Source organism: Frondihabitans sp. OV104 (assembly GCF_057787745.1).
Window position 1 is genome coordinate 3,161,337 of record NZ_CM173541.1, and the last position, 19,367, is coordinate 3,180,703.

The 19,367-nt window shown below is 68.0% G+C and carries 19 protein-coding genes and 1 tRNA gene; 9 read left to right on the forward strand and 11 right to left on the reverse strand.

What is annotated here, in order from left to right; translation table 11 throughout:
• Positions 1-52: 52 nt before the first annotated feature.
• Genes AC3CBB_RS14850 through AC3CBB_RS14875 form a run of 6 tightly spaced genes read right to left on the reverse strand, consistent with a single transcriptional unit; the run spans position 53 to position 7,289 of the window.
• The gene (locus tag AC3CBB_RS14850; protein ID WP_488625191.1) at positions 53-1,879 is read right to left on the reverse strand and encodes a protein kinase domain-containing protein; all 1,827 of its coding nucleotides are present in this window, start codon (positions 1,877-1,879) and stop codon (positions 53-55) included.
• Positions 1,876-3,330, reverse strand: a complete 1,455-nt coding sequence (locus AC3CBB_RS14855) for a peptidoglycan D,D-transpeptidase FtsI family protein (protein ID WP_488625192.1) — start codon at positions 3,328-3,330, stop codon at positions 1,876-1,878. Before AC3CBB_RS14855 ends, AC3CBB_RS14850 begins: the two co-directional genes overlap by 4 nt.
• Entirely contained in the window at positions 3,330-4,790 is a 1,461-nt protein-coding gene (locus AC3CBB_RS14860; protein WP_488625193.1) for an FtsW/RodA/SpoVE family cell cycle protein, read from the reverse strand. Before AC3CBB_RS14860 ends, AC3CBB_RS14855 begins: the two co-directional genes overlap by 1 nt.
• Positions 4,777-6,018: a PP2C family protein-serine/threonine phosphatase gene (locus AC3CBB_RS14865; protein WP_488625194.1), complete on the reverse strand. Its 1,242-nt coding sequence runs from the start codon at positions 6,016-6,018 to the stop codon at positions 4,777-4,779. The genes AC3CBB_RS14860 and AC3CBB_RS14865 overlap by 14 nt, the downstream gene beginning before the upstream one ends.
• A gap of 3 nt (positions 6,019-6,021) precedes the next feature.
• The gene (locus AC3CBB_RS14870) at positions 6,022-6,555 is read right to left on the reverse strand and encodes an FHA domain-containing protein FhaB/FipA (protein WP_123506671.1); all 534 of its coding nucleotides are present in this window, start codon (positions 6,553-6,555) and stop codon (positions 6,022-6,024) included.
• A complete protein-coding gene (locus AC3CBB_RS14875) occupies positions 6,552-7,289 on the reverse strand; it encodes an FHA domain-containing protein (RefSeq protein ID WP_123506672.1) in 738 nt (245 codons plus the stop codon). The genes AC3CBB_RS14870 and AC3CBB_RS14875 overlap by 4 nt, the downstream gene beginning before the upstream one ends.
• A gap of 124 nt (positions 7,290-7,413) precedes the next feature.
• Here AC3CBB_RS14875 and AC3CBB_RS14880 point away from each other — a divergent pair.
• Positions 7,414-7,500: transfer RNA gene (locus AC3CBB_RS14880), tRNA-Leu, on the forward strand.
• Between the two features lie 95 nt (positions 7,501-7,595).
• Here the strand turns inward: AC3CBB_RS14880 and AC3CBB_RS14885 are convergent.
• Positions 7,596-8,831, reverse strand: coding sequence for a sensor histidine kinase (locus tag AC3CBB_RS14885; RefSeq protein WP_488625195.1), 1,236 nt, complete (start codon positions 8,829-8,831; stop codon positions 7,596-7,598).
• A 187-nt stretch (positions 8,832-9,018) separates the two neighbouring features.
• Between AC3CBB_RS14885 and AC3CBB_RS14890 the strand changes: the two genes are divergently transcribed.
• Positions 9,019-9,774, forward strand: a complete 756-nt coding sequence (locus AC3CBB_RS14890; protein WP_488625196.1) for a GDSL-type esterase/lipase family protein — start codon at positions 9,019-9,021, stop codon at positions 9,772-9,774.
• Positions 9,775-9,790: 16 nt separating this feature from the next.
• Here AC3CBB_RS14890 and AC3CBB_RS14895 read toward each other — a convergent pair whose 3' ends face one another.
• On the reverse strand, positions 9,791-10,054 hold the full coding sequence (locus AC3CBB_RS14895; protein WP_488625197.1) for a DUF4190 domain-containing protein: 264 nt from the start codon (positions 10,052-10,054) through the stop codon (positions 9,791-9,793).
• Between the two features lie 152 nt (positions 10,055-10,206).
• On the opposite strand from AC3CBB_RS14895, the gene AC3CBB_RS14900 reads away from it, so the two are divergent.
• The 7 genes from AC3CBB_RS14900 (at position 10,207) to AC3CBB_RS14930 (ending at position 17,586) form a co-directional block, all read left to right on the forward strand.
• Positions 10,207-11,217: a LacI family DNA-binding transcriptional regulator gene (locus AC3CBB_RS14900; RefSeq protein ID WP_488626752.1), complete on the forward strand. Its 1,011-nt coding sequence runs from the start codon at positions 10,207-10,209 to the stop codon at positions 11,215-11,217.
• Positions 11,218-11,382: 165 nt separating this feature from the next.
• Entirely contained in the window at positions 11,383-12,648 is a 1,266-nt protein-coding gene (locus tag AC3CBB_RS14905; RefSeq protein ID WP_488625198.1) for an ABC transporter substrate-binding protein, read from the forward strand.
• Between the two features lie 4 nt (positions 12,649-12,652).
• Positions 12,653-13,606, forward strand: coding sequence for a carbohydrate ABC transporter permease (locus AC3CBB_RS14910; protein WP_488625199.1), 954 nt, complete (start codon positions 12,653-12,655; stop codon positions 13,604-13,606).
• The gene (locus AC3CBB_RS14915; RefSeq protein WP_488625200.1) at positions 13,603-14,478 is read left to right on the forward strand and encodes a carbohydrate ABC transporter permease; all 876 of its coding nucleotides are present in this window, start codon (positions 13,603-13,605) and stop codon (positions 14,476-14,478) included. The genes AC3CBB_RS14910 and AC3CBB_RS14915 overlap by 4 nt, the downstream gene beginning before the upstream one ends.
• A 49-nt stretch (positions 14,479-14,527) precedes the next feature.
• A complete protein-coding gene (locus AC3CBB_RS14920; protein ID WP_488625201.1) occupies positions 14,528-15,799 on the forward strand; it encodes a family 1 glycosylhydrolase in 1,272 nt (423 codons plus the stop codon).
• 108 nt (positions 15,800-15,907) lie between these two features.
• Positions 15,908-16,372, forward strand: coding sequence for a hypothetical protein (locus AC3CBB_RS14925; protein WP_488625202.1), 465 nt, complete (start codon positions 15,908-15,910; stop codon positions 16,370-16,372).
• An 11-nt stretch (positions 16,373-16,383) separates the two neighbouring features.
• Positions 16,384-17,586 (forward strand): CBM35 domain-containing protein, encoded by a 1,203-nt coding sequence (locus tag AC3CBB_RS14930; protein WP_488625203.1) that lies wholly within the window; start codon positions 16,384-16,386, stop codon positions 17,584-17,586.
• A gap of 43 nt (positions 17,587-17,629) precedes the next feature.
• Here the strand turns inward: AC3CBB_RS14930 and AC3CBB_RS14935 are convergent, their stop codons facing one another.
• Genes AC3CBB_RS14935 through AC3CBB_RS14945 form a run of 3 tightly spaced genes read right to left on the reverse strand, consistent with a single transcriptional unit; the run spans position 17,630 to position 19,192 of the window.
• A complete protein-coding gene (locus tag AC3CBB_RS14935; protein ID WP_488625204.1) occupies positions 17,630-17,992 on the reverse strand; it encodes a tautomerase family protein in 363 nt (120 codons plus the stop codon).
• Positions 17,982-18,581 carry an Asp23/Gls24 family envelope stress response protein gene (locus tag AC3CBB_RS14940; RefSeq protein WP_158614244.1) on the reverse strand — a complete coding sequence of 200 codons (600 nt, stop codon included), beginning with the start codon at positions 18,579-18,581 and terminating at the stop codon, positions 17,982-17,984. The genes AC3CBB_RS14935 and AC3CBB_RS14940 overlap by 11 nt, the downstream gene beginning before the upstream one ends.
• Positions 18,578-19,192, reverse strand: coding sequence for an RNA polymerase sigma factor (locus AC3CBB_RS14945; protein ID WP_488626753.1), 615 nt, complete (start codon positions 19,190-19,192; stop codon positions 18,578-18,580). Before AC3CBB_RS14945 ends, AC3CBB_RS14940 begins: the two co-directional genes overlap by 4 nt.
• Between the last annotated feature and the right edge of the window lie 175 nt (positions 19,193-19,367).

Here is a 19,367-nt window from a genome sequence, read left to right on the forward strand (position 1 = left end):
GGGACCGTGGAGGTCTGGGCGCGCTGTGAGGGCGCAAGTACCTACAGCAGACCTACTGGTTGCCTTTTCCGTTGCCGTTGTTGCCGTTTCCGTTGCCCTTCGTGCCATCGCCGGCAGCTGGATCGGTGCCGTCGTCGGTCGGATCGGCCGACGGCGCCGCCGTCACGGTGACCGACACGCCGGCCGACGCGGCCGAGGTGACGGACCCGCACTTGGCCTTGTAGCTGAACGTCAGCGTGCCGACCTCGGTCGACTTCACCGTCACGGTCGTCGTGTTGGCGCCGACCGAGTTCGACGTCTTTCCGCCCGAGTCGGTGCCGCCCGAGATCGTGTAGCTGAACCCGGTGAGCGAGTAGCCGACGGGGCAGCCGGTGTAGGTCGGGATCGTGATCGTCGCCATTTGCGTCGTGTCGATCGCGGTGGGTGCCGCCGTGGGCGCGCCCGGCTGGTCGGCCGAGGGGGCCGCCGTGTAGACGTAGATCACGATCGGGGTCGTCTTCTTGACCACGCCGGTCGGGTTGACCTTGTAGACCTTGCCCTGGTCGGCCGTGGTCGGTGCGGTCTGCGAATCCTGCGACGTGTTCACCTCGAAGCCCATGTCGCCGAGCAGCAGGCGCACCTGCGCCTCGGTCTTGCCGGTGTAGTCGGTCTGCACGATCAGCGCGCTGTCGTCAGTCGGCGTCGTGGTCGGCGTCGGCGACTCCCTGGGGGTGCTCGACGACTTCGGCGGGGCCTTGGTCGTCTCCTGCGCCGACGGCGTGCCGCCGTTGGTCAGAGCGAACGCGAGGCCGATGCCGCCGCCGACGACGATGATGATGGCGAGCACGATGATCGGCCAGAACCACGGGCCGCGCTTCTTCTTCTGAGGCTCCTCGTCGCCCTCGCCGGGCGTCTCGACGAGACCGGTGCCGAGGCCGGGGTTGACTGCGGTCGTCGGCGCCTGCGCGTCGGCGGCCGACATGAGGCGGGTGGTCGCATCTGCAGCGGCGAACACCTGGGTCGCGGCGTCGCCGGCACCCCCGATTCCGAGCATCGGAACTGCGGCGGTCGCCGCCGCCACGTCGCCGCGGCGAAGGGCCCGGGCCGCCTGGGCCAGCGCCGACGCCGAAGCGGGTCGCTCCGCCGGCTTCTTGGCGATGGACGAGTAGACGAGCTTGCGCACGGGCTCGGGGATGGTCGTCGGCAGATCGGGCGGCGTCTCGTTGATCTGCGCCATCGCGATGGCGACCTGCGACTCGCCCGTGAAGGGGCGGCGGCCGGCGAGGGCCTCGTAGGCGACGATTCCGAGAGAGTAGATGTCGGTCGAGGGCGAGGCCGGGTGACCGGACGCCTGCTCGGGCGAGAGGTACTGGACGGTGCCCATGACCTGGCCGGTCGCGGTGAGCGGCACCTGGTCGGCGATGCGGGCGATGCCGAAGTCGGTGATCTTGACTCGGCCGTCCGGCGTCACGAGGAGGTTGCCGGGCTTGATGTCGCGATGCACGAGGCCGGCCGCGTGAGCCGCCTGAAGTGCCGACGCCGTCTGCGCGACTATGTCGAGCACCTTGTCGGTCGGGAGCACGCGGTCGCGCTCGAGCACGGTCGAGAGGGCCTCGCCGGGCACGAGCTCCATGACGAGGTAGGCGCTGCCCTCCTCCTCGCCGTAGTCGAAGACGTTGGCGATGCCCTCGTGGTTGACGAGAGCGGCGTGACGGGCCTCGGCGCGGAAGCGCTCGAGGAACCCCGGGTCGCCGAGGTACTCGTCTTTCAAGATCTTGACGGCGACGGTCCGGCCGATGACCAGGTCGGTCGCCTGCCACACCTCGCCCATGCCGCCGATCGCGACGCGGGACGACAGCTCGTACCGTCCGCCCAGAGTGAGCCCGCTGAATGGCCTCATTTGTTGAGCACCGCCTCCATCACTTGCTTTGCGATCGGTGCCGCAACCGTATTGCCGACCGCCGACTGTCCCTGACCGCCACCGTTCCCCACGACGACCGCCACTGCCACCTTCGGGTCTTTCGCCGGAGCGAATCCCGTGAACCAGAGCGTGTAGGGGTCGCCGTCGCCGTTCTCCGCGGTGCCGGTCTTGCCCGCGACGTCGACGCCGCTAATTCTTGCATTGGTTCCGGTGCCCTTGTTGACGACCTCGGTCATGAGCTCGGTCAGAGTCGCCGCGGTGTCGGAGCTGATCGGGGTGCCCAGTTCGTGCGCCTGGAACGACTTCAGCGTCGACAGGTCGGGGTTCACGATGCTCTCGATGAGCGTGGGTGTCATTTCGGTGCCTCCGTTCGCGATCGTCGCTGTGGTCATGGCGACCTGCAGCGGCGACTCGCGGACGCTGCCCTGCCCGAAGGACTGCAGCATCAGGGTCGCGGTGTCGTCGGTGTAGGGGAACACGCTCTCGGCGGTCCGCTGCGGGATCTCGAGGGCGCTGTCGAAGCCGAACGCCTTGGCCATCGCATTGATCCGGTCGTAGCCGAGCTCGGCGCCGAGCTCGGCGAACGGGATGTTGCACGAGTCGATGAGCGCGGTCTCGATCGTGACCGTCTTGCCGGCGCCACACGAGCCGCCCTCGGCGTTGTTGATCTTGCGGGTCGAGCCGGGCAGGGTCAGCGTCGCCGGGTTGTCGAGCTTCGAGGCCTTCGTGTACTTGCCGCTCTCGAACGCGGCGGCCGCGACGACGAGCTTGAAGGTCGAGCCCGGGAAGTACAGATCGCCCTGGATCGCCCGGTTGATCAGCGGCTGCGACGAGTCGGCGATGAGCGTCTTGTACGCCTTCAGCACGCTGCCGCGATCATGGCTGGCCAGCTGGTTGGGGTCGTACGAGCCCTTCGACACCATCGCGAGGATCTTGCCCGTCGACGGCTCGATCGCGACGACGGCGCCGGTGTTGCTGCCGAGGGCGTCGTAGGCGACCTTCTGCACGGCCGCGTCGATCGTCGTGTTGACCGTCGCGCCCTCCGGGTCCTTGCCGGTGAGAAGCGAGTTCAGCTTGTCGAAGAACTGCTCGTTCGAGGTGCCCGACAGCTCTTTGTTCAGGGCGCTCTCGATGCCGGTCGAGCCCTGACCCAGCGTGTAGTAGCCGGTCACCGGCGCATAGAGCTCGCCGTCCGAGTACGTGCGCAAGAACTTGTACTGGTCGTCGACCGGCTTCGAGTCGGCGACCGCCTGGCCGTCGACGACGATGGCGCCCCGCTGCGCGGAGTAGCTCTGCAGGATCGCCCGACTGTTGCGCGGGTCGGCCTTGAGCGACTCCGCCTGGAAGCCGGTGATGTACGTGCTCGACACCATGAGCGCCACGAACATGGCGAGCACCACGATGCTGACGCGCTTGAGTTCCTTGTTCATCAGCCGACCACCGCCCGGGGGCCGGTGCGGATTCCGTCCGAGAGCCGCAGGATGAGCGCCACGATGATCCAGTTCGAGAGCAGGGAGGAGCCTCCGGCCGCGAGGAACGGCATGGTCAGCCCGGTCAGCGGGATGACGCGCGTCACGCCGCCCATGACGACGAACACCTGGAGGGCGATGATGAACGAGAGGCCGACGCCGAGCAGGCGGCCGAAGTCGTCGGTGCCGACGAAGCCGATGCGGAAGCCCCGCGAGACCAGGAGGATGTAGAGGCCCAGGATCGCGATGAGTCCGGCGAGCCCCAGCTCCTCGCCGAGCGACGCGATGATGTAGTCCGACTGCGCGAGCGGCGTCGTGCCGGGGCTGCCCTGGCCGAAGCCGGTGCCGATGAGGCCGCCGTTGGCGAGGCCGAACAGGCCCGTGACGAGCTGGTAGCTGCCGCCGGGCGCGCCGTAGACGGAGTTGCTGAGCGGGTTCAGCCACGCTTCGAACCGGTCGTGGACGTACTCCTGCGTGAGGGCGGCCGCGATGGCGCCTCCGACGAACAGGACCATGCCCAGCACGACCCAGCTGGCCTTGCCGGTGGCGACGTAGATCATCACCAGGAACAGGCCGAAGTACAGCAGCGAGGTGCCGAGGTCTTTCTCGAACACCAGCACGACCATGGCCATGCCCCAGATGATCAGGATCGGCCCGAGGTCGCGGGGCCGCGGGAAGCGCATGCCGAGGATCTTCGGCCCCATCAGCGACAGGCTGTCGCGGGCCTGCACGAGGTAGCCGGCGAAGAAGATGGCGAGCGTGATCTTGGCGATCTCACCGGGCTGGAACGAGAGCGGGCCGACGTCGATCCAGACGCGTGCGGCGAGCCCGCGGCGGCCGAGGCCGGGCACGAGCGGCAGCAGGAGGAAGACGATCGAGACGAACATCGCGATGTAGCGGTAGCGGGCGAGGACCCGGTAGTTCTTGATCGCGATGATCGCGATGATGGCCACGACGAGAGCCGCTGTCGTCCACAGGATCTGGCGCTCGCCCGCGTGGGTCGGGTTCGAGCCCGACCAGGAGGGGATGTCGATGCGGTAGATCTCGGCGATGCCCAGGCCGTTGAGGGTAAGGGCGATCGGCAGCACGAACGGATCGGCGTCGCGCGCGACGACGCGGAGCACGACGTGCAGGACGAGGGCGAGGAGCAGGACCAGGCCGCCCGACCACAGCACGTCGGAGCGGATCTCGCCGAGTGCGCCGAGCTGCACCAGGAGCATCGCCCCGGCCGAGATTCCGCAGGCGACAATCAGCAGCGGAAGCTCGATGTTGCGCAGGCGCGCCGGCTGGCGCAGGCGGATCGTGATCGTCTGCGTGAGGGTGGAGCCGGTGAGGTTCGTGCCCGCAGGGGTCGAGGCGCTCGTGGCGGCCGGGGTCGAGGGGCGGCCGATCGCCTCGGTGGCGTCGTCAGCCGCTGGCATTCGCGAGCCTCTCGACGATGGTCCGGGCGTCGGTCAGGCTTCCCGCGTTGATCGTGTCTTTCACGGTCGTCTGCGTGTAGCTCGACAGGTCGTCGACCTTGACCTGCGTCGTCTCGTAGACGCTCGACAGGTGGATCGGCCCGAGCGTCTGCTGCACGCCTTTGTAGATCACGACGGTGCCGTCCTGCTCGCCGACGTAGTAGTGGTCTTGGGTCCAGCGGTAGGTGAGGATCACGCCGGTCGCGACGATGATGATCGCGACGGCGAGAGCCACCAGCCAGGTGATGCGGCGGGTGCGGGCGCGCCGGCGGTCCTCGGCGATGAGCTCGGCGAGGTACTCGTCGGACTCGGGCTCGAAGTGGCTGTCCTCTGGGGTCGTGGCCACCTTGAGCGGGTGCAGGAGGATCGTGGGGAGGCGCAGCGGGCGTCGGCCCTGCTCGCCCTCGAACGTCAGGGGCGTGGCGGCCGAGCCGACGGTGGTGGGCTGCTCGGCCGACGAGATATCGCTCTCGTCGACGTCGACGACGACGACGGTCACGTTGTCGGGGGCGCCGTGGTCGAGCGTCTCCTTGACGAGACGGCGCGACACGGCATCGGCGTCGAGCCCGGAGGCCAGCGCCTTGCGGATCCGGTCTTCGGCCAGGTAGCTCGAGAGGCCGTCCGAGCAGATCAGCCAGCGGTCGCCCGGTTGCGTGCCCAGGATCGCCGTGTCGATCTCGGGGGCCGCGTCGACGTCGCCGAGCACGCGCATCAGCACCGAGCGGCGCGGGTGCACGGCGGCCTCCTCGGGCGTGATGCGGCCCGAGTCGACGAGGCGCTGCACGAAGGTGTGGTCGGCCGTGATCTGGCTGAGCTCCCCCTCGCGGTACAGGTAGATGCGCGAGTCGCCGATATGGGCGATCGCGATGCTGTCGCCGACGCGCATCATCGCGCTGACGGTCGTGCCCATGCCGGTCAGCTCGGGGTGCTCGAAGACGGTCTCGGCCAGCAGCTGGTTAGCCGCGATCAGCGACGACTGGAGGGCGAACTCGGCGTCGCCCGGAGACGAGTAGGGCTTGTCGGTCTCGCGGATCCTGCGGATCGCGATCGCCGAGGCCACGTCGCCGCCGGCGTGGCCGCCCATGCCGTCGGCCACGACGAAGAGCTGATTGCCCGCGTAGCCGGAGTCTTGGTTGTTGGCCCGGATCTTTCCGACGTTGGAAAGCGCAGCGCTCCTGATCGACGCCACCCGCTACCGCCGCAACTCGAAGCTCGTGGTGCCGATGGTGACCGTGGTGTTCGAGGCGAGCGGCGTCGGGACGGAGATGCGCTCCCCGTTCACGAACGTGCCGTTGGTCGAGTCGAGGTCCTGGATCACCCAGCGGCCGTTCCACAGCATGAGCCGGGCGTGGTGGGTCGAGGTGTAGTCGTCGCGGATGATCAGGTTGCTCTCGTTCGAACGGCCGATCGTGAGCGGCCCGTCGCCGAGCGGCATCTCGAGGCCGTTCTTGGCGCCCTTGGTGATGACGAGGCGGGTCGCGGTCACGTCGGAGGTCGGCGCCGGGGCAGCGGGCGCAGGAACTGCGGGAGCCCGCGGAGCCTGACTCGGGGCCGCCGCTGCTGCCGCCTGGGCCTGGCCGCCGGCGGGCTGCTGGTCGGCGGGCAGCTTCTTGGCCCGCTGCCCGAACAGGTCGCTGCGGAGCGCGTAGACGATGAAGAAGATGAAGAGCCACAGCACGACGATGAAGGCGAGGCGGAGGACGAGGAGGGTCAGCTCACTGGTCATCGGAGGGCGCCCCCTTCCGGCGGATTATGGCCGGTGCGGGAGCCGTCGGCGGAGCCGCTGCGGGACGTCGAGACGGGAAGCACTCGGAACACGATACGCGTACGACCTATTTGGATCACAGAATCGGGCTGAACGACGGCCTTGGTCAGCGGGACGCCATCGAGCTTGGAGCCGTTGGTCGAACCCAGATCGGTGGCCTGAGCGTGCTGGCCGTCCCACAGGATCTCGACGTGCTTTCGGCTCGTGCCGGTGTCTTGCACGGTGATGTCGGCCTCGCTGCCGCGGCCGATCACAGTGCGGCCCTTCGGGAGGGAGTGCTGCGTGCCCTCGACCTCGACGACGGGGGTCCACACGACGTCTTCCTCGCGGACGTTCGCCGAGTCGATCCGCAGGATGCCGGTCGTGAGGCGCTCGTCGAGCCGCAGCTCGATCCGGACGCGACCCGCGAAAGAATAGGACTGCTTGCGCGCGTGCCCCTCGACCTCGGCCGCGAGCTCGTCGACGAGGGCACGACCCATCTCGTCCATCCGCGCGAAGTCCTTCGAGGCGAGCGCCACGGTGAACTCGTTCGGCGTCAGGATCCGCTCGCGCGAGACCACGGCCGCCTTCACGTCCATCTCGCGCTTCAGGGCCGCCGTGATCTCGAGCGGCTGGACGCCCGAACGGAACGTCTTCGAGAACGTGCCGTTGACAGCACGCTCCAGACGTCGTTCGAAGTTGTCGAGCAGTCCCACTGGATCTCCTGGTCGGTCGTTCGGCCGGTTGCCGCCTGGCCGATGAGTCTGCCCAAGCTAGCGGGTGCAAGAGTAGTGCCCGCTGCATGCTATCGTTTTCAGGTTGGCTGAGAGGCCGACGCTGGCGCGAGTGGCGGAATAGGCAGACGCGCACGGTTCAGGTCCGTGTGCCCGAAAGGGCGTGGGGGTTCAACTCCCCCCTCGCGCACCAGCAAGCAGTCTCCGAGTGCCCCGTTCGTCTTCGATGAGCGGGGCTCTCTCTGTCTGAGGAGACCCCGCGACGGCGTCGCTCGGCGTCCCGCAGCCTCAGGCCGCAGGCCAGGTCAGGGTGACGGAGGTGCCCTCGCCCGGCGTCGAGTCGATCGACGCACGCCCGCCGACGTTGGCGACGCGCTCGATGATCGACACCCGTACGCCGAGGCGGCCCGGCGTCATGGTGGCGGTGTCGAAGCCCATGCCGTCGTCGGTGACGCCGACGGTGAGCACCTCGTCGCGCCACTGGATGTGCACGTTGCGGGTCACGACACCTGGGCCGGCGTGCTGGATGCTGTTCGTCAGGGCCTGCATGACGGCCGAGAAGAAGGCCTCGACGACGCTGCCCGGGATCGAGTAGTCCTTCAGCCCCTCGCTGCTGAACCCCGCGGTGATGCCGAGCTCCTGGCACGCCGCGGCGAACCGGGCCCGGAGCTGATCGAGGGGCACGAGGTCGTCGATGGTCGTGGGCAGCGCCCCGGCCGAGGCCACCTCGGTCAGGGCGTGCTTCGCCATGGCGACGGCCAGATGGCGCTCCTCGGGGGAGTGCGCACGCGCCGCCGTGAGAAACGTGGTGAGCACGCTGTCATGCAGGATCGAATCCACCTGCACGCGCTCGAGCTCGGTGCGATGCTCGCGGACGGCGTGCGCGTACTTGCGCGTGGCGGTCCCGTGCGCGGAGTCGACGGCGGCCGATGCGCGGCGGAACATGCCGATCAGCAGCAGCACGACGAGACCCAGCATGAGACCGTACCCGGCCTCGGCGATGGACTGCAGGAACGGCCTGCCGCCGCCGGCCGGAGTCTCGCGGACGATGATGTAGGCGACGTAGACCATGGCCATGTAGGCGATCGCGAGCACTCGCGGGAACGCGAATGCGGCGGCGGCGAAGGCGATCGTCGAGAGCGGGCTCGGCCAGGGGGCGGTCGGCGCCACCCGCGCGGGGTCGGAGGCGAAGAAGGGCCAGGACACGGTGACGATCAGGTAGACGGCGCTGGCAGTTCCTGCCGCGGTCTTGGCATGTCGCCCGGTGAGACCGGCGATCACCGTCGCGCTCAGGCTGCCGAAGACGGCGAATCCGATGCACCAGGCCCAGACCTGGTTCATGGCCGGCTGGCCGCGGAATGCCTCCGGCACGGCGACCGCCCCGAAGACGAGGCAGTACAGGGCGAGGCTTCGAGCGATGACCTTCTCGACGAGAGCGGAGCTGATCAGGTACTTCTGTCGGCGGCCGGCTCGGAGCGTGCCGACGAGATCGGGCAGGGTGGGGCGCGTGCGGAGAAGCGGCACGGTGACTCCCTGACGACGGTGCGACGAACCGGCCGAATGGGCGGTCACCCTTGTCTACCGTTGTCATAACGATCGGTCGACCCTCAGAACTGGGGGCAGTCGCCTGCGGCCTCGACCGGGGAGAATTTCAGCGCGCGTCACGAACCGTGCCTGCTGATCAGCCTCGTCACCCTGAGGTACCCCGACTATGACATCTCTCCTCTCACGCCTAGCCTTCCGTTTCGCCCGGCCGATCCTGCGTCTGCACTTCTGGCTCTACAGCCGGAATGTCGACCGCGCGTTCTTCCCCGAGGACGAACCGGAGGGTGTCGTCGGGGGGCCTGATCCCGAGCGCATCCTGTTCGTGGGCGATATCGCCGTCGCCGGCTACGGCGTCCTCCGTCACGGCATGAGCGCCGCGTCGTACACGGCGGCGGCCATCGGGCAGCGCACCGGCCGGGGCGTCACCTGGTCGACCCTGACCGCCTTCGACCTCACAGCGCATCGGGTGGCGACCCTGCCGTGCCACGACACGTACGACTTCTCGCGCGTCGTGTTCATGATCGGCATCCCCGACGTGCTCCTCGCCACCGACGCGAGCGCCTGGGGCCGCGACCTGCGCACCGTCTTCGCCCGCGCGCGGGAGTCGTTCGGCCCCGACACGCAGATCGTCTTCGCCGGCATCCCGCCCATGCACGAGTTCCAGCCCATCCCGCGGCTGGCGCGCCTGCTCATCAAGGAGCGGATCGACCTGCTCAACGCCACCGCCATGGCCGTCCTCGAGGAGGACCGCTCGGACGCGGGCAGCGTGTTCGTGGTCACTCCGGACTGGCGCGAGGGGCACGCCTACGTGCAGGAGAGCTTCTCGTGGAAGAAGCTGCACCACCTGTGGGGGACGACCATCGGGTCGGCTGCCGCCGGCTCGTCACGGTCGCCGGTCGGCGGGGCTCCCATCGCGGCGTGACCGCGCCGGTGACGACTCAGACCTGGAGCTGCCACCCGACCATGAAGCCGGCCGTGACCCCGATCGCGATGAAGACAAGGCTGACCACGGTCCCGGCTATGGCGAGGCCTCTTCCGCGCTCGCTGGTCCGGGAGGTGCTGCGCAGAGCGATCAGGGAGACCACGAGACCGGCTGGGGAGAAGACGAACGCCAGGACGAAGCCGATGACCGCGAGAGCGTTGAGCGGTGCTGGCGACGCCAGGGAAGGCGCTCGGGTCGTGCTGTGGGGCGTCGTTGCCATGTTTGTCCTTCCAGCGCGGTGGAGTGCCCAATGATAGGCCGTCAGCGGGCCGCCCCGTTCGTCTTCCCCGGACGACCGTGAGCTAGGTTGTGTCCATTCGCAACGAGTGAGGGGGGCGTCGGTTGGCTTGGTCCGCTACCCCTGCGCCCACCATGCAGGATGTCGCGACACTCGCCGGAGTGTCTGTCAAGACGGTGTCGAACGTCCTTTCCGGTTACGAGCACGTGTCGCAGCGCATGCGGGCCCGAGTCATGGCGGCCGTCGAGGAGCTCAACTACGAGATCAACGTGTCGGCGCGCAACCTCCGGGTCGGCCGCACGCGAGTGCTCGGTCTCGCCGTGCCCGAGCTGAGCCAGGCGTACTTCGCCGAGCTCGCCGACGCCGTGATCCGTGCGGCGGGCGATCGAGGCTACACGGTGCTCATCGAGCAGACCGTGTCCGATACCGCCAGTGAGATCAGCGCCGTCGCCTCGATGCGGAAGCATTCGATCGACGGCCTCATCTACAGCCCGCTGACGATCGAGGCCTCCGACGTCGATCAACTCGACGGCGAGTTCCCGCTCATCGTCTTGGGGGAGCGTGTTCACGGGAGCCGCGCGGCCCACGTGACGATGTCGAACGCGAAGGCCGTCCGGGCGGTCACCGACCACGTTCTCGATCTCGGACGTCGCCGCGTCGCCGTGGTCGGGGTGCATCCCGACGGACCGGTAGGTGCCGCCGCGTCGCGCTTTCGCGGGTACGAGGATGCCCTTCGCGGGCACGGGATCGAGCCCGACCCTGCTCTGTCGGTAGCCACGCCGCTGTGGCACCGGACCGACGGCGTCGCCGCCGCCGAGCGTCTCGTCGCGTCGGGCGTCGACTTCGACGCGGTGGTGTGCTTCAACGACGCGCTCGCCCTCGGGGTCCTCCGGGGGATGCAGTCCCATGGCATCCGGGTTCCCGACGACGTCATCGTCGTCGGATTCGACGACATCGAGGACAGCTCGTTCTCGACACCGTCGCTCACCACGATCTCTCCCGGCCGCGACGAGATCGCGCGCGAGGCCGTCTCGCTCCTGATCGACCGGATCGAGGGCGTGGCGCCGCCTGCCGGCGCAGTCGATATCGAGACAGGGTTCCGCCTCGTGGTCCGCGAGTCGTCGGTCGGCGCCTCGCAGGCCTGAACGCGGCCGGAGACTTTCTCTCCGACCTCGGTTGACACCCCTCGCCCTCTCCCGTATCTTGCAATTTACATCGATGTAAATTTAATGGAAGCAACCACCCTCACACTCCCCAGAAGCACCAGAGGCTCCCCAACGAAGACGTCGGGAGCAGATAGCAGGTCCACAGTGAAGAAGCTGATTGCAGTCGTTGCGACTGCGGCCATCGCAGCCGTCGGGCTGACCGGCTGCGCCGGCTCGTCCGGCCCGTCGTCGTCCGAGAAGGTCTCCCTGACCTTCTGGCACGGCTACACGGAAGCCGATGGCGGAGTGCTCGACGACATCGTCAAGCAGTTCAACGCCTCGCAGAAGAACATCACCATCTCGACGCAGACCAAGACATGGGCCGTCATCGACGACACGCTGCTCCCGGCCCTGTCGTCGAAGAAGGGCCCGGACCTCGTCGCCATGACGTCAGACCGCCTGCCGGTCTACGCCCAGAAGCACGCACTGGTCGACCTCGACGACTTTTACGGGCAGGCGTCGAGCAACACGTCGAAACTCAAGCCCGAGGCCGTCGCGATGGAGACCGTCGACGGCACGAAGTACGGCGTTCCCAGCGGCTTCGTCCCGCTGTCTGTGATCTACAACAAGAAGCTTTTCGCGAAGGCGGGAATCACCGAGTTCCCGACCACTTGGGACGAATGGGTGGCAGACGCCAAGAAGATGACCGTCGACACGAACAACGACGGCACTCCCGAGCAGTACGGACTGGTCCTGCCCGATCACGCCACAGTCGGAAACGGCATCTGGCCGAGCCTCTTCGAGGGCAACGGCGGCTCGATCACGAACGACGACGGCACGAAGGCCACCATCGACTCCGCTGCCAACGCCGAGACCCTCGCCTACTGGGCCGACGCCATCGAGAACGACAAGATCTCGCCCACCGGCGTCGACGGCATCGGCGCCGACAAGCTCTTCACGGCAGGCAAGACGGCCATGGAGATCGGCGGACCCTGGATGGCCGGCGTCGCGACGGCCTCCAAGATCGACTACGGCCTCGCCGCCATCCCGGCCGGCCCGAAGGCGCAGGCCTCGTCGGCCATCGGGATCTCGCTCGCCGTCACCGCTCAGACCGACTCCGTCAAGCAGCAGGCGGCCGAGAAGTTCCTGGCCTACTTCAACGAGAAGTCGACTGCCACGAAGTGGTCGCTCGGCTCCGGCTGGCCGCCCCTCCGCACCGACGTGACGGCAGCCGATGTCGACTCGAACGCGACCGTCGCGAGCCTGACCAAGATCGCCCCGAACACCCAGCCCCTCCTGCCCGGCGTCGTGAACAGCGGCGACGTGCTCACTGCTATCGACACGGCGACGCAGAAGGCGATGGCGGGCGGCGACCCGAAGCAGCTCCTCGGTCAGGCCCAGTCGAGCATCCAGCAGGCTCTGGCGAAGTGACCTCGTGACCACTCAGCAGCTGCAGCGCAAGAAGCCGTACCGGCCGCCGGGGCAACTCGGCGGCCGGGTGGCCCTGGCCGGGTCCTTCAAGCGGAGGGCAACGATCGTCGGCTTCCTGGCGCCCGCGCTGGTCATCCTCGGCGCGTTCGTCGGGTGGCCCATGATCTCCGCCCTCCGACTCTCCTTCACCGACGCCAGCGGGTTCGGAACACCGAGCTTCGTCGGGCTCGACAACTACGTGCGCGTCTTCACCGACTCCGACATCATCCGCGCCATGGGCAACACCGCCCTCTACGCGGTTCTCTTCACGCCGGTGTCGATCGTCGTCGCCCTACTCCTGGCGCTCGCGGTCAACAGCCCCCGACTCCCGTTCCGCGGGTTCTTCCGCTCGACGCTCTTCCTTCCGTTCATCGTCTCGCTCGCCGTGGCGGCCTTCGCCTGGTCGTATCTCCTCGACCCGCAGATCGGGCTCGCGAACTACTGGCTGCAGGCGGTCGGGATCCGCATCGGGAACGTCCTGCAGGATCCCACCCTCGCCATGCCGACCGTCGTCCTCGTCGCGGTCTGGAAGAGCTTCGGGTTCTACATGGTCATCTTCCTGGCCGGTCTGCAGGAGATCCCGAAGAGCCTGTACGAGGCGGCGCAGCTCGACGGCGCGAACGCGTGGAAGCGGTTCACCAACGTCACTTATCCGATGCTGAGCAACACGATGGCGTTCGTCGTGATCGTGGCGCTGATCGCGGCCCTGCAGGCGTTCGACCAGATCTACGTCCTCACCGGCGGCGGTCCGTACCGGAGCACCGAGACCATCGTCATGCAGATCTACCAGTCGGGATTCAAAGACCTCGACCTCGGCTTCGCGTCGGCTCTCTCGTACGTGCTCCTGATCGTCACGCTTCTCCTGAGCCTCGTCCAGTTCCTGTTCTTCGGCCGTCGTGGAGAGGACACCGCCTCATGACCGCACTCACCCGCCCCGGGGTCCGCGTCGCAAAGCGCGCAACCACCCGCAAACGTCCGGATGCCGCTCGCTGGCTCGCGTTCGCCGGCTTCCTCGTCGTCACGTTCGCCCTCATGCTCCCCGTCATCATCATCGTGCTGACGGCGTTCAAGCCCGCCTCCGAGGTGAACGCCTTCCCGCCGACCCTGGCGCCGCACCACTGGACCCTCGACAACTTCCGCGCGATCTTCTCAGAGCTGCCGTTCGGCAGGCTGATCGTCAACAGCTTCGTCTTCGCAGGCGGCGTCACGCTCTTCGCACTCGTCTTCGACTCGCTGGTCGCCTATGCGCTGGCGCGCCTCGACTTTCGCGGGTCCAAGGTGCTGCTGATCGTGATCATCGCGAGCCTGATGATCCCGTTCCAGGCGACGCTCATCCCGATCTACCAGCTCGTGTCGCAGCTCGGCTGGGTCAACACGTTCGCGGGTCTCATCGCCCCGCGCGCCGCCGACGCGTTCGGCATCTTCTTCCTGCGGCAGTTCTTCGTCTCGCTTCCGCGCGATCTCGACAACGCGGCCCGCATCGACGGGGCGTCCGAGTGGCGCGTGTTCCGCAGCGTGGTCCTCCCCAATGCGGTCCCGGCGCTCCTGACACTCGGCATCTTCACCTTCGTCAACAACTGGAACGATCTGCTCTGGCCGCTGGTCTTCACGACCGACCAGAAGATGGGGACGATCACGTCGGGCCTCACCCTCCTGACCGGCCCCGGCGGGATCATCCCGCAGGGCGTGATGATGGCCGGCGCCCTGATCGCGGTGCTCCCCCTTGCGATCATGTTCCTGCTGGTGCAGCGGCGCTTCATCGAGAGCGTCGCCAGCACCGGGCTCAAGTGACGCCGCCTGCCTCGCCACCTCTTTCCCGACTTCCAGAGACGAGTACGCCATGAAATGGTTCGACGACGGCGCCCTGCACTTCGCCCTCGGCATCGAAGACACCTTCGTGCCTCAGAGCCGGGCCGGCGAACGGCCCATCGACGAGTACGAGCTGACCCAGCACTACCAGCAGGTCGAGACCGACCTGACGCTCGCCAGCGGCGTGGGCGCGGAGATGATCCGGTGGGGCGTGCCCTGGTACCGGGTCGCGCCGACGCCCGACACCTGGGACTGGTCGTGGGTCGACCGCGCCATGGACGCCTTCCAGGCCGAGGAGCTCCGTCCGATCGTCGACCTGCTCCACTACGGAACGCCCCTCTGGCTCGACGACCAGTTCGCCAACCCCGACTACCCGGAGCGCATGGCCGAGTTCGCGGTGCGCTTCGCCGAGCGGTACGGGCACTACGCGACCGACTACACGCCGGTCAACGAGCCGGTCATCCACTCCCTGTTCTCGGGGGAGTTCGGCTACTGGCCCCCCTACCTCACCGGTCCGACGGGCCTGGTGAAGGTGGCGTCGTCGCTGGCACGCGGCTTCGTCCTCACCCAGCAGGGAATCGCGCAGGAACTCGGGTCTGCCGCGACTTTCGTCCACGTCGATGCCGGCATGCGGTACGTGGGCGACGTCGAGGCTCCCGAGCATCGTGACACAGTGGCCCGCCTCCGTGCCCAGACCTTCCTCGTGGAGGACCTCGTGACCGGCGCCGTCGACGACTCCCACGCCCTCCTGGCGCAGCTCCGGCGAGGCGGTGTGACCGACGACCAGCTGGCCTGGCTCGCCGACAACGCGGTGCGCCCGGACGTCATGGGCGTGAACTACTACCCGCTCCACTCCACCGAGGTCTTCGAGGCCGGCGTGCACCACGGCGGGGGCTTCGCCGACTCGCGGCCGTTCCACGATGCCGGCGTCGATGGGCTCCGCGAGGTGCTGCGCGGCCATGCCGAGCGGTACGGCGCACCCGTCATGCTCACCGAGACCTGCGTCACGGGGTCGGCGGAAGAGCGCATCACCTGGATGGACGAGTCGGTCCGGGCGCTCCACGAGCTGCGTGCCGAGGGCCTGCCGGTGGTCGGCTACACGTGGTGGCCGCTGTTCGACATGTACGAGTGGACGTATCGCCACAGCACCGCCCCGCGCGTCGACCACCTGCTCACCATGGGCCTGTTCGACCTCGTGGAGTCGCCGACCGGTCGTCTCGACCGGGTCCGCAACCCGGTCGCCGACCGCTATCGCCACCTTGCGGCCCAGTCCCGGGTCGTCGCGACGCCGCTTCGAAAGTAGATCCGATAGCCCCATCGTTCGGCGGGAAGGCGACGGCTTTGTCCTCGCCCTCCCGCTGATCCCCTGGACGGAGATCACCCTCCAGGCCATGTTGAAGAAGGAGAACTGATGACACCGCAGTCCAGTACCCGCCCTCGACGCAGGCGGGCGCTCGCGCTCGTCCTTGCGGCGACCGCCCTCATCGCCGGCTCGCTCGCCAGCCAGGTCGCCCGGGCTCCCGAGGCATCCGCCGTCACCGCCGGCAACGGTGCCCTGGTGTACTCGCCCGCGGCGGGAACGTCGTTCAACCCGGAGGGCGGCCGCGCTGCAGGGACGACCTACGCCAAGATGATCGTCCTGAAGAACAGCGGATCGTCGAACGGCACCGAGATCGTCACCTTCGATCAGCTCGTCCTCGAGAACGGCGTTCAGGTGTACCCGATCTACCGGAGCACCGACAACGGGACGTCGTGGAGCAGGATCGCGGCGGTCAAGCCGAGCACGCAGTTCCCGGCCCTCACGCGTACCGCTCAACCGTCCCTCTACGAGACGCCCATCCAGCTGGGGTCGATGCGGCGGGCACGCTCCTGCTGAGCGGCATGATCATGCCGACCGACCGCTCGACCAGCCGGCTCGTCATGTACAAGAGCCTCGATCACGGCGTCACCTGGTCGTTCGTCAGCACCGTCGACACCGGCGGTCCGGCCACGTACGACCCCACCCCGAGCTCGACGACCTCGACGGTCTGGGAGCCCTCTCTCGCGGTCGATGCGAACGGCGGTCTCGTCACGTACTTCTCCGACGAAAGGCAGAAGGCCAACGGGGTCCTGCAGGCGGTCAGCTACCGACGATCGACGGACGGCGGCCTCACCTGGGGCGGTCTCGTGAACGTCTCGGCTCCGACCAACCAGAGCGACCGCCCGGGAATGATCACAGTGACGCGGCTCCCGAACGGCAGCTACATCGCCACCTTCGAGGTCGTCAACCGCCCGAGCCAGACCAACAACACGGCTCCCGTGTACTATAAGATCTCTCCCGACGGTCTGAACTGGGCGCCGTCGACGAGCATCGGCACGCAGATCACCCTCCCGAACGGCCGCGGCATCGGCTCGTCGCCGGAGGTCCGGTGGATCCCGACCGCAGGCAACGCGAACGGCATGATCGTCGTCTCGTCGAAGTGGGGTCTCACGTCGTCCGGTGCCATCGACGGGGGCCAGAACTTCTTCGTCAACCGCAATCAGGGCAGCGGCTCGTGGGAGCAGCTCCCCTACGCGGTGACCTACGACGCGGCGGACACCGCTGGCGGCACCTTCAGCGGCTTTGCGCAGAGCTTCGACAGCAGCGCCGATGGGAAGACCCTGTACCAGGCGACGAATGTCGAGAATCTGACGACCACCTACAACGACGTGAGGGTGGGCTCGATCCCGATCAGTGCGACTCAGTACGAGGCGGAGTCGGCCGCACTCACCGACACATCGCTGGTCACTCAGGGTGACGCAAAGGGCGGGGTCAAGGTCGGGAACATCAATAATGCGACGAGCTCCGTGAAGTTCTCGGTCACGGCTCCGACGGCCGGCACATACACGATGAATGTCCGGTACGACAACGGCACCGGCGCGACGAGCACCCACAACGTCAGCGTGAACGGCGGCACCACGAGCGCCATCTCCTACCCGAAGACGGCGAACTGGGGGCGGTTCGGTTGGTCGCAGAAGACTGTCGCGCTCACCGCAGGCACCAATACGCTCACCTTCACGAAGGGGACCGGATTCGCCGAGCTGGACCAGATCCAGCTCTACCAACCCTGACGGGGAGGCCGCAGACGTTCAGGTCTCCTGCACGGCTGCGGCCTCACCCGATCGCGCCAGACCCCTGCGAGCCAGCCTCCTCGACCAGGCGCACCTTCACGTTGACAGCGACCTCGCCCCGAATCGACGGCTCTGCCCCCAGCCGCTCGAGAAGCAGCTCGCCCACCCGCCGGAGCGTCTCGGTGGCGGGTCTCTCGCCGGCAGTGGAGATGTGCGCGCTGACCGTCGTGAAGTCGTCGGCCCGGTCGATGTCGACGAGCACGTCCGGGACGCGCAGGGCGAGCCGCACGGCCACCGCCCCGGCGGCAGCCTCGAGGATCGGCTGCGCCGGGTAGACGCCCGAGACCCCCTCCGTCGCTCGGATGGCCGCCGTCAGCTGGCGGGAGAGCTCGGTGTCATCGGTCATCGGTGCGGTCCCCTCCCGGGTAGACATCGTCGATCGTGACGTCGATCTGGCCGATGACGAGCTCGGTGTGCTCCGCCAGCGCGCGTGTGATGCGCTCGCGGAGCCTGTCGGCCGTCTCGGCCACGGACATCCCGTACTCGAGGCCGGCCGTCACGTCGATGCGGATGGGCGCTCCGGGCGTCGTCACGTCTCCGTCCAGCACGCACCGGCCCATGATCACGCCGCCCATCGTGTCGCCGGCGCGGCGGATGACGCCTCGGACGGCCGCCTCGGTGAGTGCGAGCCGGAGCACGGGGTTCGGATGCCCGACGGGGATGTCCCTCCCGGATCGGATCTCGGTCTTGATGGTGTCGAGGAGTCCTGAGATCCAGGCATCGTCGCGGGCAGGATCGCGCCCGGACTCGTGCTCCAGCGCAGTGCGGGCGAGTTCCTGCATCCGGGTCATCCCCACGAGGGCGAGACGGCAGGCTGCGGAGGTCTCGATCGAGGGGTCGTACGGCGTGCGGCCTCGGTCGAGGTAGTCGCCCAGCTCTTCCATCGTGTGGCCGTCGAGGTCGTCTTCCGGCACGGAGGTAGCGTCGAATGTCATCGCCATGCCTCCATTTCGTGGAGAACGAATCGTCGGGCGCGAGCCAGGAGGCCCCGCACGGTGGAGACCGGGATCTCGAGTGCGTCCGAGATCTCCTGGTAGCTGTAGCCGGCGGTCTCTCGTAGTAGCCAACACCGTCGCTGATCCGCGGGGAGTCTGTCGAGAGCCTCCCACACGGCGTCGAGCTGCAGGCGGGTCTCGACGATCTTCTCGGGAGAGCGGGATTCGTGAGCCGGGGGGTTCACCTGGTCGACGTCGTCGTGATCGCGACGGACGCGGATCCTGTCGATCGCCTTGCGGGTGACGATGCGCATGAGCCAGTTGCGGACATGAGCGGGACTGTCGAGCTCGGCGATCTGCCGCCAGCCGGTGAGGAACGACTCCTGGACGACGTCGTCCGACTCGATGTCGGAGCCGAGGAGCTTGGCGGAGTACACCCGCATGAGGGGCCCGTGTCGACGCGCGAGCATCTCGAACGCGTGCACGTCGCCGTCGGCGGCTCGCGCGGCGAGAGTCGCGTCAGCAGCCTCCGACAGCGGATCGAGGTCGACGATGACGGCCTCCCTGATCGATCGAACGTGCGGCCGGATCGGCCTCCACCTGACTACCACCAACCTTGCACGCCGCACCAGCTGTTGGCCCGGAACCGACCCGAGACCGATCGGGCACCCAGCGAAGCCGTGCTTCTGCCCTCGTTCTGGGGGCGACGGCCGGCCCTTCGCGTCGAAAGCGAACTCCGAATATCTCATCAGACGGGTTTGTGACATTCGGTCCACTCATCTCGTC

What these genes read in the sequence shown, in the direction of transcription:
- AC3CBB_RS14860 (WP_488625193.1), bottom strand. Translation starts at nt 4,790, where the DNA reads ATGCCAGCGGCTGACGACGCCACCGAGGCGATCGGCCGCCCCTCGACC.
- AC3CBB_RS14940 (WP_158614244.1), bottom strand. Translation starts at nt 18,581, where the DNA reads ATGACATTCGACGCTACCTCCGTGCCGGAAGACGACCTCGACGGCCAC.
- AC3CBB_RS14900 (WP_488626752.1), top strand. Translation starts at nt 10,207, where the DNA reads ATGCAGGATGTCGCGACACTCGCCGGAGTGTCTGTCAAGACGGTGTCG.
- AC3CBB_RS14855 (WP_488625192.1), bottom strand. Translation starts at nt 3,330, where the DNA reads ATGAACAAGGAACTCAAGCGCGTCAGCATCGTGGTGCTCGCCATGTTC.
- AC3CBB_RS14890 (WP_488625196.1), top strand. Translation starts at nt 9,019, where the DNA reads ATGACATCTCTCCTCTCACGCCTAGCCTTCCGTTTCGCCCGGCCGATC.
- AC3CBB_RS14915 (WP_488625200.1), top strand. Translation starts at nt 13,603, where the DNA reads ATGACCGCACTCACCCGCCCCGGGGTCCGCGTCGCAAAGCGCGCAACC.
- AC3CBB_RS14920 (WP_488625201.1), top strand. Translation starts at nt 14,528, where the DNA reads ATGAAATGGTTCGACGACGGCGCCCTGCACTTCGCCCTCGGCATCGAA.
- AC3CBB_RS14850 (WP_488625191.1), bottom strand. Translation starts at nt 1,879, where the DNA reads ATGAGGCCATTCAGCGGGCTCACTCTGGGCGGACGGTACGAGCTGTCG.
- AC3CBB_RS14925 (WP_488625202.1), top strand. Translation starts at nt 15,908, where the DNA reads ATGACACCGCAGTCCAGTACCCGCCCTCGACGCAGGCGGGCGCTCGCG.
- AC3CBB_RS14870 (WP_123506671.1), bottom strand. Translation starts at nt 6,555, where the DNA reads ATGACCAGTGAGCTGACCCTCCTCGTCCTCCGCCTCGCCTTCATCGTC.
- AC3CBB_RS14935 (WP_488625204.1), bottom strand. Translation starts at nt 17,992, where the DNA reads ATGACCGATGACACCGAGCTCTCCCGCCAGCTGACGGCGGCCATCCGA.
- AC3CBB_RS14895 (WP_488625197.1), bottom strand. Translation starts at nt 10,054, where the DNA reads ATGGCAACGACGCCCCACAGCACGACCCGAGCGCCTTCCCTGGCGTCG.
- AC3CBB_RS14930 (WP_488625203.1), top strand. Translation starts at nt 16,384, where the DNA reads ATGCCGACCGACCGCTCGACCAGCCGGCTCGTCATGTACAAGAGCCTC.